11 protein-coding genes are annotated in these 12,831 nt (G+C 63.5%); 8 read left to right on the forward strand and 3 right to left on the reverse strand.

Annotation, left to right across the window (positions count from 1 at the left end; genetic code table 11):
• Positions 1–22 precede the first annotated feature (22 nt).
• The 3 genes from KYT87_RS11495 to map form a co-directional block, all read right to left on the reverse strand.
• Positions 23–736: a MarC family protein gene (locus tag KYT87_RS11495; RefSeq protein ID WP_046807192.1), complete on the reverse strand. Its 714-nt coding sequence runs from the start codon at positions 734–736 to the stop codon at positions 23–25.
• A gap of 80 nt (positions 737–816) precedes the next feature.
• Positions 817–3,423 carry a [protein-PII] uridylyltransferase gene (locus KYT87_RS11500; protein WP_104145640.1) on the reverse strand — a complete coding sequence of 869 codons (2,607 nt, stop codon included), beginning with the start codon at positions 3,421–3,423 and terminating at the stop codon, positions 817–819.
• Positions 3,424–3,440: 17 nt separating this feature from the next.
• Positions 3,441–4,262 (reverse strand): type I methionyl aminopeptidase, encoded by an 822-nt coding sequence (map, locus tag KYT87_RS11505; RefSeq protein WP_046807190.1) that lies wholly within the window; start codon positions 4,260–4,262, stop codon positions 3,441–3,443.
• A gap of 850 nt (positions 4,263–5,112) precedes the next feature.
• On the opposite strand from map, the gene rpsB reads away from it, so the two are divergent.
• The 8 genes from rpsB to rseP all read left to right on the forward strand — a co-directional run bounded on the left by rpsB (position 5,113) and on the right by rseP (position 12,814).
• Complete coding sequence (gene rpsB / locus KYT87_RS11510) at positions 5,113–5,862, forward strand: 30S ribosomal protein S2 (protein WP_046807189.1); 750 nt, start codon at positions 5,113–5,115, stop codon at positions 5,860–5,862.
• Between the two features lie 180 nt (positions 5,863–6,042).
• Complete coding sequence (tsf, locus tag KYT87_RS11515) at positions 6,043–6,921, forward strand: translation elongation factor Ts (protein ID WP_046807188.1); 879 nt, start codon at positions 6,043–6,045, stop codon at positions 6,919–6,921.
• A gap of 175 nt (positions 6,922–7,096) precedes the next feature.
• On the forward strand, positions 7,097–7,813 hold the full coding sequence (gene pyrH / locus KYT87_RS11520; protein WP_046807187.1) for a UMP kinase: 717 nt from the start codon (positions 7,097–7,099) through the stop codon (positions 7,811–7,813).
• Between the two features lie 15 nt (positions 7,814–7,828).
• Positions 7,829–8,389 carry a ribosome recycling factor gene (gene frr, locus KYT87_RS11525; RefSeq protein ID WP_046807186.1) on the forward strand — a complete coding sequence of 187 codons (561 nt, stop codon included), beginning with the start codon at positions 7,829–7,831 and terminating at the stop codon, positions 8,387–8,389.
• Positions 8,390–8,568: 179 nt separating this feature from the next.
• Entirely contained in the window at positions 8,569–9,333 is a 765-nt protein-coding gene (uppS, locus tag KYT87_RS11530) for a polyprenyl diphosphate synthase (RefSeq protein WP_046807185.1), read from the forward strand.
• Between the two features lie 52 nt (positions 9,334–9,385).
• A complete protein-coding gene (locus tag KYT87_RS11535; RefSeq protein WP_219992270.1) occupies positions 9,386–10,243 on the forward strand; it encodes a phosphatidate cytidylyltransferase in 858 nt (285 codons plus the stop codon).
• Positions 10,240–11,439 carry a 1-deoxy-D-xylulose-5-phosphate reductoisomerase gene (locus KYT87_RS11540; protein ID WP_219992271.1) on the forward strand — a complete coding sequence of 400 codons (1,200 nt, stop codon included), beginning with the start codon at positions 10,240–10,242 and terminating at the stop codon, positions 11,437–11,439. The genes KYT87_RS11535 and KYT87_RS11540 overlap by 4 nt, the downstream gene beginning before the upstream one ends.
• Positions 11,440–11,482: 43 nt before the next feature.
• The gene (gene rseP / locus KYT87_RS11545) at positions 11,483–12,814 is read left to right on the forward strand and encodes an RIP metalloprotease RseP (RefSeq protein WP_046807182.1); all 1,332 of its coding nucleotides are present in this window, start codon (positions 11,483–11,485) and stop codon (positions 12,812–12,814) included.
• Positions 12,815–12,831: the final 17 nt, after the last annotated feature.

Consider the following 12,831-nt stretch of genomic DNA (forward strand, 5'->3'; position numbering starts at 1 on the left):
GGGCACGCGGCCCGGCCAACGCTTAGGCTTTGGGAACCGGAATTGGTTGCATCACCTGCGTCAACAAACCCAGCATCAGGTCGCGCGCGCCTTCCCAGAAGATCTGTACGCCCAGGCACAGCATGATGAAGGCGGACAGCCGCATGAACACGGCCGTGCCGTTGTCGCCCAGCCGGTGCAGCATCTGGGCGGCAAAGCGCAGGCAGATATACAGGGTCAGCGACACGGCGATGATGCCCGGAATCGAGCCGCCCAGGCGTACCAGGCTCAGCACATGGTTCTGGTCGCGCAGCGACACGCCCACGGTAATGGCGGCGGCAATCGAGCCCGGGCCGCAGCTGATGGGGAAGGTTAACGGGTAGAACGCGCGCGCCTTGGCCATTTCAGGCGTAAACGATTCGGCCATGCGGGCCACGCGCTCGGTATCGGCATCCGGCGAATTCACCAGCCGCCACGCGCTGGCAATCACCAGCATTCCGCCACCCACGCGCACGATCGACAACGAAATGCCGAAGAAACTGAGCAGCACGTTGCCGGCCACCATGGCCACGACCAGCATCAGGCACACGTTGATAGCGACGCGCTTGGCCAGCACCACGCGCGTGGCTGACGAGGCGCCTTCGGTCAGCGACAGGAAGATTGGCGCGATGGCGGGCGGGTTCAGGAAGGGCAAGAGCGTGGCCAGCGCAAAAAAGAAGCTGCTGCCAAAGACGCGCAGATAGTCGTTGAGCTGCATGAGAGCGGGCATCGCGTGGCCGAAAACCCGGATTGTATGCGGTCCGGGTGCCGTCTGGCGATGCCGCGGCTGCGGTCAGATCAAGCGACCCGCTGTTGCGCCTCGTCGCCGGCCAGCGCATCCAGGATGTCGCGTTCAAACTGCATCTGGCTGCGGGGGCGGGCCAAGGTGGATCCGTCCACGATGAAGACGTCTTCCACGCGGTCACCCAGCGTCATGATCTTGGCCATCAAGAGGTTGATTTCGTGCCGCGCGAACACGCGCGCCAAAGCGTGCAGCAGGCCAGGGCGGTCGGTGGCCGTGACGGACAGGCGCCACGATGTGCTGCGCTCGTCCGGTTGCAGTTCAGCCTGCGGCATGACGGGAAATACCCGCGACACGCGCGATTGCCGGTTGCGGCCGTAATAGCCGCCCCGGTTGGGCTGCGCTTGCGCGGCCGCCTGCGGGTCTTTCAGACGTTCGGCCAGTTCGTGTTCCACCAGCGTGGCTTGCGCGCGCAGGTCGCTGGCGCCTTCGGGCAGCAGCACGATAAAGCTGTCCAGCGCCCAGCCATGGCGGGTGGTGTGGATGCGCGCGTCCTGAATAGACAGGCTCTTGGCGTCGAAGTACCCGCAGATCGCCACGAACAGGTCCGGCGCATCGCGCGTGTAGACCATGATCTGCAAACCTTCGCCTTGCTCGGTGGGGCGCGCTTTGACCACGGCTTGCGCGGGAGCCACCTGGTGATACAGGTGGCGCGTGTGCCAGGCAATGTCGGAAGCGTCGTGGCGCAGGAAATAGGCCACGTCCAGCTGGTTCCAGAAGGCCTCGCGGGCGTCGTCGCGCAGGCCGGCCCGGCGCGTCAGGCGGGCCGCTTCTTCCTTGCGTTCGGTCAGCACCGTGTGCGCGTCCGCGTGGGCGCCGCCCAATGCGGCCAGCGTCAACTTGTACAGGTCTTCCAGCAGCTTGCCCTTCCAGGCGTTCCACACCTTGGGGCTGGTGCCCCGGATGTCGGCCACCGTCAGCAGATAGAGCGCCGTCAGATGGCGTTCGTCTTTGACCGTGCTGGCAAATTCCTGCACCACCGCCGGGTCGGAAAGGTCACGCTTTTGCGCCACGGCCGACATCAGCAGGTGCTGGCGCACCAGGAATTCCACCAGCTTGGCGTCTTCCGGGTCCATGCCGTGGTCTTGCGCAAACTTGCGCACTTCGCGGGCGCCCAATTCGGAGTGGTCGCCGCCCCGGCCTTTGGCGATGTCGTGAAACAGCGCGGCTACGTACAGCAGCCAGTGCCGGTCCAGCCCGGCAATCAGCTGGCTGGCCAGCGGATATTCCTGCGCGTGCTCCGGCATGGTGAAGCGGCGCAGGTTGCGCACCACGGCCAGCGTGTGCTGGTCCACCGTGTAGGCGTGGAAAAGGTCGTGCTGCATCTGGCCCACAATGCGGCGAAACACCGGCAGGTAGCGGGGCAGGATGTTCAGCATCGTCATGCGCCGCAGCTCGTGCACGATGCCGCGCGGCTGCTGAAGAATTTGCAGGAACAGCTTGCGGTTGACCGGGTTGCGTCGGAACTGCGCGTCGATGCGATGGCGCGAATGCCAGATGGCGCGCAGCGTGCGCGCCGACATGCCGGTCAGTTCGGGGTGCTGCTGCATCACCAGGAAGGCGCGCAGCAGCAGGGTGGGGTTGCGTTCGAAACCGTCGTCGCGAATGATGTCCAGGCGGTCGCGCAGGTTGCGGAAATCGTCGTCGATATCGCGCGCGTCGCTATCGGGGCGCGGAAACAGCCGCTCTTCGATGTTCTGCACCAGGATGCCGTTCAGCTGCGTTACCAGGCGCGCTGCCCAGTAGTAGCGCTGCATCAGCAGTTCGCTGCCGCGCCGCGTGGCGGTGGCATGAATGCCGTAGACCTCGGCCAGCGCCGGCTGCAAGTCGAACAGCACGCGGTCCTCGCGGCGGTTCGACAGCAGATGCAATTCAATGCGCAGGCGTTTGAACGCCTGTTCGGCCTTGCGCAGGTCGCGCGCCTCGGATGAGGTCAACAGGCCCGCTTGCGCAACCGACCGCCAGCTGTCGCCAAAACCCGCCGCGCGCGCCATCCACAGAATCACTTGCAGATCGCGCAGGCCGCCGGGGGATTCCTTGCAGTTCGGTTCCAGCGCATAGGGGGTGTCTTGGTAGCGTGCGTGGCGCTGCTGCATTTCGACCCGCTTGGCGCGGAAGAAGGCGCGCGGATCCAGCCGCGACTTGGTGGCCGCGTCGAACTTGCGCATCAGGATGCGGCTGCCCGCCAGCCAGCGCGATTCCAGCAGCGCCGTTTCCACGGTGATGTCAGCGTCGGCCTCGCGCTCGCAGTCTTCAATGGTGCGCACGCTGTGGCCGGGCTCCAGGCCCAAGTCCCACAGCGACGCCACCAGCCGTTCAATCGCCGTTTCTTCTTCGCGCGTGGGGGCGTGCGGCAACAGGATCAGCAGGTCGACGTCGGAATGCGGATACAGTTCGCCCCGGCCATAACCGCCCACCGCGGCCAGCGTGGCACCCAGCGGCAGCGGATAGTGCTTGACCAGGTCTCGCAGCGCGGCGTCCACGATGCGCCGCAATTCAGACAGCAGGGTGTCCGGGCGCTCGTGTTCGCGAAACTGCGCCACCGCGGCGCGTCGGGACTGCTGGATGCGTTCGCGCAGGGAGCTCAGGAATTCGGCGGTCATGGGCGGGCGGCGATGCGTTACACGGCGGGGATGACGATGGGCTCGGTGATGAACGCCGGCGGGGGCGGCATGCCGGGCGACAGCGTCAGCACTTCATAGCCGGTTTCCGTGACGCAGACCGCGTGTTCCCATTGAGCGGACAGGCTGTGGTCGCGCGTGACCACCGTCCAGCCATCGGCGAGCTGGCGGATTTCGCGGCGGCCGGCATTGATCATGGGTTCAATGGTGAACAACATGCCCGTTTCCAGTTTCACGCCGGTGCCGGGCTTGCCATAATGCAGCACTTGCGGATCTTCATGGAAGCGCTGGCCGATGCCGTGGCCGCAGAATTCACGCACCACCGAAAAGCCGTTGGATTCCGCATGCTTCTGAATGGCGTTGCCCACGTCGCCCAGGGTGGCGCCGTTCTTGACCTGCTGAATTCCCTTCCACATGCATTCGAAGGTGATTTCGGTCAGGCGGCGCGACAAGATGGACTGTTCGCCCACGGGGTACATGCGGCTGGTGTCGCCGAACCAGCCGTCTTTGATGATGGTGACGTCAATATTGAGAGAGTCCCCATTTTTCAGGACCTTGTCGCCCGGGATGCCGTGGCACACCTGGTGGTTCACGGACGTGCAGATGGCGCCGGTGAAGGGCGGGTAGCCGGGCGGGGCGTAGCCCACCGTGGCGGACTTGACCTTCAATTCGTCAGTCAGGTATTCCAGGCAGAGGCGATCCAGCTCGCCGGTGGTGACCCCCGGCTTGACGTAGGGGGTGATGAAGTCGAGGACTTTGGCGGCGTCCTGGCAGGCGGCGCGCATCTTGGCCAGGTCGGCCGGATTGGTAATTGTGCCCATGGAGTAACTTGACGATCTCTCGCTTGAATGTCTGCTTGAAAGAATAGTAGAATTATAGGCTTCCCTAAAATTTTGGGGAGCCATCGGTAGCGATACCGGTAGAAGTTGTAGTAGCAGTGGTAGTAGTGCTGGTAACAGTACTGTTACCGTAACTGGGTAACGGCAAGAGCCGATCCTGGCAGCGGTGGTCGAAGATGCGCCGCATGAGTTTTGCCAGTCCCTTTGCCCCGAACGATCTTTCATGAGATCGGCAGCATGCCCTGAAGTTTCACCGCAAGCGAAGGTTGTGGAGCGAAATCGGGCAGGTTGCCAGGTACTGAAAGAGCGCAAGGTGCGAAAGGGGCCACGCAGGATTTGTGTGGGTATTTGAAATCAGCAAAACCGGGGCACGGCGTGCTTGTACGCCCGGTCATGTTTTTGAGCGGCGATGCAGGTTCGGTATGGACGCCAGATTAAGTTCTTGAAAACCTTCGGGTTTTTTTAAGAAATGCCCTGGTGGTCTGATGCGCAAGATGGCGTTGAGCCTGACTGCGAAGAGCTGGATTTCGCTGCCAACAAAACAAGTCCGGGTGCGCTGAACCCCGGAAACTTCCAGGAATTTCCCGGAGGGTCTGGCTCAGCGCCTGCTTGTGCAGAACAAGCGGGAACAAGTGTGTAGTGCAAGGCTCTGGTCGTGTCGGTCGTCTGGGTTTATCGCGGAAGCAGTAGTTTTATTGCGACAGTGATCGGTCGGCCCGGTTAAAATTTTGTCTATCCCGCATGTTGCGGGAAATCGCGCGTCTCACCACCCAGGGTGTCAGCCAGATGCTGATGCAGGTGCGGCGCAAGAAACCAACCCTTGGAGAATTACATGTCTTTGATGCGCGAAATGCTGGAAGCGGGTGTCCACTTTGGTCACCAGACCCGTTACTGGAACCCCAAGATGGCTCCGTACATCTTCGGTCACCGCAACAAGATTCACATCATCAACCTGGAAAAGACGGTTGATAAGTACCAGGAAGCCACCAAGTTCGTGAAGCAGATCGCTGCTCGCGGCGGCAACATCCTGTTTGTCGGCACCAAGCGCGCTGCTCGCGAGCTGGTCGCCTCTGAAGCCGCTCGTTGCGGCATGCCCTTCGTCGACGCCCGCTGGCTCGGCGGCATGCTGACCAACTTCAAGACGGTCAAGACCTCGGTCAAGCGCCTGAAGGACATGGAAGTCGTCGTCGCCGAAGGCGGCGCCGAGCGCATGATCAAGAAGGAAGGCCTGCTGTTCCAACGCGAACTGGACAAGCTGAACAAGTCGATCGGCGGCATCAAGGACATGAACGGTCTGCCTGACGCCATGTTCGTCATCGACGTCGGCTACCACAAGATCGCCATCGCCGAAGCCAAGACGCTGGGTATCCCCGTCGTCGCCGTGGTTGATACCAACCACTCGCCGGACGGTATCGACTACGTCATCCCCGGTAACGATGACTCGGCCAAGGCCATCGCGCTGTACGCCAAGGGCATCGCCGACGCCGTGCTGGAAGGCCGCGAACAGAACATCAATGGTCTGGTCGAAGAGCAAGGCGAAGGTCAGGAAGAGTTCGTTGAAGTGCAGGACAACCAGGCCTAAGCCTGTTGTCATGTCCGGCGGTTAGTGTCCGGGAGCGGCTTTTGAAACAGAACCGCTCCCGCCTCGCCGGCACTGCGAAGGTGGGCTCCCATCTTCCTGGCCCGCCACTGGCGGGCGTCCCATCGAATCAAATCACTGCCCCGGCGAGCCGGGGCGTGTCTTAGCAAAATTGGAGCAAACATGGCTGAAATTACCGCTGCCCTGGTCAAGGAACTGCGCGAGAAGACCGACGCGCCCATGATGGAGTGCAAGAAGGCCTTGACGGAAGCCGAAGGCGACCTGGCTCGTGCCGAGGAAATCCTGCGCGTCAAGCTGGGCAACAAGGCCAGCAAGGCCGCTGCCCGCGTCACCGCCGAGGGCCTGATCGGTCTGTTCATCTCCGCCGACGCCAAGCAAGGCGCCGTGGTTGAAATCAACTGCGAAACCGACTTCGTTGCCAAGAACGACGACTTCGTCGGCTTTGTGAACAAGCTGGCTGAACTGGTTGCCACGCAGAACCCGGCCGACGTCGCCGCTCTGTCGGCCCTGCCGTTCGGTGAAGGCACCGTTGAAACGACCCGTACCGCCCTGATCGGCAAGATCGGCGAAAACATCTCGATCCGCCGCTTCGAGCGCATCGAAACGCCGAACTCGCTGGCCAGCTACGTGCACGGTGGCAAGATCGGCGTGCTGGTGGAATACACCGGCGCCGAAGAAGTGGGCAAGGACCTGGCGATGCACATCGCCGCCACCAAGCCCAAGGCCCTGAACGCCGACGGCGTGAATCCGGCCGACATCGCCGCCGAGCGTTCGGTTGCCGAGCAGAAGGCCGCCGAATCCGGCAAGCCGGCTGACATCGTCGCCAAGATGGTTGAAGGTTCGGTCGCCAAGTTCTTGAAGGAAGTGACCTTGTTGTCGCAACCTTTCGTCAAGAACGACAAGCACACGGTCGAACAGCATCTGAAGGCCAATGGCGCTTCGATCAGCAAGTTCGTGCTGTTCGTTGTCGGCGAAGGTATTGAGAAGAAGACCAGCGACTTCGCCGCTGAGGTTGCCGCCGCCGCCGCCGGCGCCGCCTAACCTTCTGGGGTAGTGCTTAAAGGCCGGCACTAGATTAAATTCTAGTCCGGCCTTTTTACGCCGAGGGGCCGGTTCGGGTGCAGCAGCGCCCGGCAGATAGCCGGCCCTGGGGCTTTGAGGGTCACCCTCATTCTTGTCATACACTTTCGTCGGATTGTTCTTCGGGATATCACCTATGAGCAGCAGAGCATACAAACGGGTTCTTCTCAAACTTTCCGGCGAGGCGCTGATGGGCGAGGATGCTTTTGGCATCAATCGTTCCACCATCGTCCGCATGACCGATGAGATCGCCGAAGTCGCCGCCACGGGCGTCGAACTGGCCATCGTCATTGGCGGAGGTAACATTTTCCGTGGCGTCGCCCCGGGTGCGCAGGGCATGGACCGCGCCACCGCCGACTACATGGGCATGATGGCCACCATCATGAACGCGCTTGCCCTGCAAGACGCGCTGAAGCACAAGGGCATCGACACCCGCGTACAATCCGCCCTGAACATCGATCAGGTCGTCGAACCCTACATCCGCCCGAAGGCTTTGCGCTACCTCGAAGAGGGCAAGGTCGTCATCTTCGCCGCGGGCACGGGCAACCCCTTCTTCACGACCGACACCGCCGCCGCCTTGCGTGGCGCGGAAATCGGCGCGGAGATCGTGTTGAAAGCCACTAAAGTGGACGGCATCTACAGTGCGGATCCCAACAAGGATCCCACCGCGACGCGTTATTCGCGGATCAGCTTCGATGAAGCGATCGTGCGCCGTCTGGAAGTCATGGACGCCACGGCCTTCGCACTGTGCCGTGACCAGAAACTGCCGATCAAAGTGTTTTCGATCAATAAGTCCGGCGCGCTCAAGCGAGTGGTCAGCGGCGAAGACGAAGGCACGTTGGTACACGTTTAAAGAAAAGGAAATTCCATGAGCGCAGCAGAAATTCGCAAATCCGCCGAAGCCAGGATGGCCAAGTCGCTTGATACGCTCAAGATCAACCTGGGCAAGATCCGGACGGGCCGCGCCCACACCGGCATCCTGGACCACGTGCAGGTCGAGTACTACGGCTCGCCGGTTCCGGTCGGCCAGGTCGCCAACGTGAACCTCGTGGACGCCCGCACCATCAGCGTGCAGCCCTACGAAAAGCACATGGCCGGCCCGATCGAAAAGGCCATCCGTGAATCGGATCTGGGCCTGAACCCGATCTCGATGGGCGATACCATCCGCGTGCCGATGCCCGCCCTGACCGAAGAGCGCCGCCGCGATCTGACCAAGGTTGTGCGCAGCGAAGGCGAAGACGCCAAGATCGCCGTGCGCAACCTGCGTCGTGAAGCGAACGAAGCCCTGAAGAAGCTGGTCAAGGACAAGGAAATCTCCGAGGACGACGAACGTCGTGCGCAGGACGATGTCCAGAAGCTGACCGATCGCGCCGTGGCCGACATCGACAAGATGGTCGTCCAGAAAGAAGCGGAAATCATGACCGTATAATCCGTGATTACTTCGGGGCGAGCGGCTTGGCCGTATCGCCCCGGCGTCAGGATTTTCTTGCCCATGCGCCGTCCTTACCATTGCTTCGCAGCACCCTTACGCAGCAATGGAACGACGGCGCAGGTTTTTCTCCCGTAGTTTCGATATTGGCCGGCTTTCCGCGCTTAAGTCCCACATCCATGGCAACCAGTTCGACCCAGGCGGTTCCCGATACTCGCGACATCCCAGAACACGTGGCCATCATCATGGACGGCAACGGGCGATGGGCCACGCGACGGCTGCTGCCTCGCACGGCCGGCCACGCCAAGGGCGTGCAGGCGGTACGCCGAGTGGTTGAAGCTTGCGGTCGCGCGGGCGTGCGCTATCTGACGCTGTTTGCGTTCAGCTCTGAAAACTGGCGCCGGCCCGCCGAGGAAGTCTCGCTGCTGATGCGCCTGTTCGTGCAGGCGCTTGAACGCGAAATCGGCAAGCTCGACGAGCAGGGCGTGCGCTTGCACGTCATCGGCGACCTGAGCGCGTTCGAACCCCGCTTGCAAGAGCTGATCCTGGCCGCGCAGGCGCGCACCGCCCACAACGACCGCTTGCACCTGACGGTGGCGGCCAACTACGGCGGCCGCTGGGACATTCTTCAAGCCACGCGCGCCATGCTCGCGGCCGAGCCCGAACTGGCCGCCCACCCCGAGCGCGTCGACGAAGAGCGGCTGGCCCGGCACCTGTCGATGTCCTGGGCGCCCGAGCCCGACCTGTTCATCCGCACCGGCGGCGAGCAGCGCATTTCCAATTTCCTGATCTGGCAGATGGCCTACGCGGAGTTCTACTTCACGGATCGCTATTGGCCGGATTTCGGCGCCGCCGAATTGCAGGCGGCGTTTGACTGGTATCGCACCCGCGAACGCCGCTTCGGCCGCACCAGCGCGCAAGTCAGCGAAACCGGCGCGCAGTAAGCAGACCGCGACAAGCGTGTCTTTCCAGAGCAGCACACGAGGAGACCGTCATATGTTGGGCCAGCGTATCGTTACCGCCGTCATCCTGTTGGCCATTCTGGCCGCCGCGATGATCAGCGCGAATCCCTGGTGGTTTGTTGCCTTGCTGGCCCTGGCCGCCGCGTGCGCCAACTGGGAATGGCTGCGCTTGACGCTGCCCCAGCCCCCGTCCCCCCTGATTGCCATCGGCGTCGCCGTGCTGCTGTTTTGCGGCATGCTGGCGCTGGCGTCGGCCTGGCTGGCGGGCAACGGCGTGGGCTGGCGCGATCCTACGTGGGTGTTGCGCTATGTGGTGCCGGCCGTGGCGGCCGTCTGGTTGTTGGGCGGCTTCACGGCCGTAATCCAGGGCCGTTCCGACGCTTCGCCTGCCAGCCTGGGCTGGTCCGTCTTCTCGGTGCCCGCCGCGTTTGCGGCCTGGGCGGTGCTGGCGCAGATGTTCATCGCGCGCGGCGCGGGGTTCGTGGTGTCGCTGCTGGCGCTGGTTTGGGTGGCCGACATTGCCGCTTATTTCGCCGGCCGTGCATTCGGCAAGCGTAAACTGGCTCCTCGGGTCAGCCCGGGCAAGACCATCGAGGGTGCCGTTGCCGGCGTGTTGGGCGCCGTGATCTGGATCGGCTTGTCCAGCCTGTGGGACGGCTCGTTCGGACATGCGCTGGTTGAACACTGGAGCTTCTGGCTGGCGCTGCCCATTGCCGCCTTGCTGGGCGTGGTGTCCATTGTTGGCGACCTGTTCGAATCGCTGCTCAAGCGCCGCGCCGGCCGCAAGGATTCCAGCACGCTGCTGCCCGGCCACGGCGGGGTCTATGACCGCATCGATGCGATTCTTCCGGTGGCCCCCTTTGCGCTACTTTTGTCTGGAGTGTTGTTTTGACGGCTTTTCAACGCGTCGTCGTGCTGGGGTCGACCGGGTCGATCGGTGAAAGCACGCTGGATGTGATTGCCCGCCACCCCGATCGGCTGGCGGTTTATGCGCTGTCCGCGTACAGCCGGATGGAACGCTTGGCGCAACAGGCCCAGGCCAGCCGCGCCGCTGTTGTCGTGGTGCCGGATGACGCGGCCCGCAGGCAATTCACCGCCGCCTGGACAGGCAAGCAGCCGCTGCCCGAAATCCGCGTCGGCGCCGAGGCGCTGGCGGACACCGCGGCCGACCCGGAATGCGATTCGGTCATGGCCGCCATCGTCGGCGCTGCCGGTTTGCCCGCCGCGCTGGCGGCTGCCCGTAGCGGCAAGCGCGTGTTGCTGGCCAACAAGGAAGCCCTGGTCGCAGCCGGGTCCTTGTTCATGCAGGCCATCCGCGACCACGGCGCCGAGCTGCTGCCCATCGACAGCGAGCACAACGCCATTTTCCAATGCCTGCCCCACGGCGGGCGGGCGCAAGCGCCCGATGCACCCGCCCCGGGCGTGCGCCGCCTGCTTCTGACGGCCTCTGGCGGCCCGTTCCGCGGACGCGACCTTGAAGACCTGCACGATGTGACGCCCGCCCAGGCATGCGCCCATCCCAACTGGAGCATGGGCCGCAAGATCTCGGTGGACTCGGCCACCATGCTGAACAAAGGCCTGGAAGTGATCGAGGCGCATTGGCTGTTCGCCATGCCGGCCGATCGCATCGAAGTCGTGGTGCACCCGCAAAGCGTCGTGCATTCGATGGTCGAATACGACGACGGTTCGGTGTTGGCACAGCTGGGGCAGCCCGACATGCGCACGCCCATCGCCTACGGGCTGGGCTTTCCCGACCGCCTGGCCAGCGGCGTGGGCCCGCTGGACCTGACGCGTCTGGGCCGGCTGGATTTCGAAAAGCCCGATCTGGCTCGCTTTCCCTGCCTGGGGCTGTCTTTTGCCGCGCTGCGGGCCGGGCAGGGCGCCTGCGTGGCGCTGAACGCCGCCAACGAAGTCGCCGTGGCGGCATTCCTGGATGGCCGCCTTCCCTACACCTGGATCGCGCGCGTCATTGAAGCCACCCTGGAGTGGCAAGCCGCCCGGGCATCTGTTACGCTCAACAGTCTTGACGAAGTGCTGGCGCTGGATGCCGACGCGCGCATCTTCGCCGGTAACCTTGGGCTGGCCTGATGGCTGGCCCCGCTTGCTTCTGATTCCCTAGATCCCGATCCCGATGCTTTTCACCCTGCTGGCCTTTGCGGTAGCGCTTGGCTCCCTGATCACCTTCCATGAGCTGGGGCACTATTGGGTGGCTCGGCTTTGCGGCGTCAAGGTGCTGCGGTTTTCGCTGGGCTTTGGCAAGGTCATCTTGCGTCGCACGGATAAAAACGGCACCGAATGGGCCGTTTCGGCGTTGCCGCTGGGCGGCTACGTCAAAATGCAGGACGACGCGCCCGCCGGGGCCAGCCCAGCCGAGGCCGCCAGCGCCTTCAACAACAAATCCGTGGGCAAGCGCATTGCCATCGTTGCCGCGGGCCCCATCTTCAACCTGATCCTGGCGGTCTTCCTGTACGCCGGCCTGAACATGGCCGGCACGGACGAACCGCAGGCCATCATCGCCCAACCCGCTGCTGAGACGCCCGCTGCAAATGCCGGCCTGCTTGCGGGCGACCGCATCCTGGCCGTGGATGGCCAGGAAATTGCTTCGTGGTCCGACGCCCGCTGGCGCCTGATGGACGTCATGTCCACCGGCGGCCGCGCGCTGATCGAAGTCAGCACCCCGTCTGGCGCCGTCCAGCAACGCGAGCTCAATCTGCCGCCCAACGCCATGGACCCGTCCTCGGGCGATCCCCTGGCCGCTGCCGGTATCCGCCTGGCCCAGCCCAAGCCCGGCGTGCGCGCCGTGAACGATGGCGGCGAAGGGCAGGCGGCGGGCATGCGTACCGGTGACCTGATCGTGGCCATCAACGGCCAGCCCACGCCGGAAACGGGGTCGGTCATCAAGCAGATCCAGCAAAGCGCCGGGCAGACGCTGACGCTGACCCTGCTGCGCGATGGCGCCAATATTTCGCTGAACGTGACGCCGCGCGCTGAAACGGTCAACGGCCAGGAAATCGGCCGCTTGGGCGTGCAGCTGGGCGGTGACGTGCCGATGGTCACCGTTCGCTATGGCCTGTTCGAAAGCGTATGGCGCGGTGCCGTCCGCACCTGGGATACCGCCTGGTTCTCGCTGCGCATGATGGGCCGCATGGTCACCGGCGATGTCTCGTGGCGCAACGTCAGCGGCCCGGTCACCATCGCCGACTACGCCGGCCAGACCGCCCGGATCGGCATTGTTGCGTATATCGCCTATATTGCCTTGATCAGTATCAGCCTGGGCGTACTAAATTTGCTGCCCATTCCTATGCTGGACGGCGGCCATCTGCTGTACTATCTCGTCGAAATTGTGCGGGGTAGCCCGCCGCCAGCGAGGTGGATCGATATCGGACAGCGCGCCGGCATAGGTTTATTGGCAGGCCTGATGGGCCTTGCGCTGTTCAACGATTTCACGCGTTTATTCACGTAAACGCGATTTAGCATAAA

Origin of the sequence: Achromobacter sp. ES-001 (assembly GCF_019448355.1) — a bacterium.
In the GTDB taxonomy this organism is placed as follows: domain Bacteria; phylum Pseudomonadota; class Gammaproteobacteria; order Burkholderiales; family Burkholderiaceae_B; genus Achromobacter; species Achromobacter spanius_B.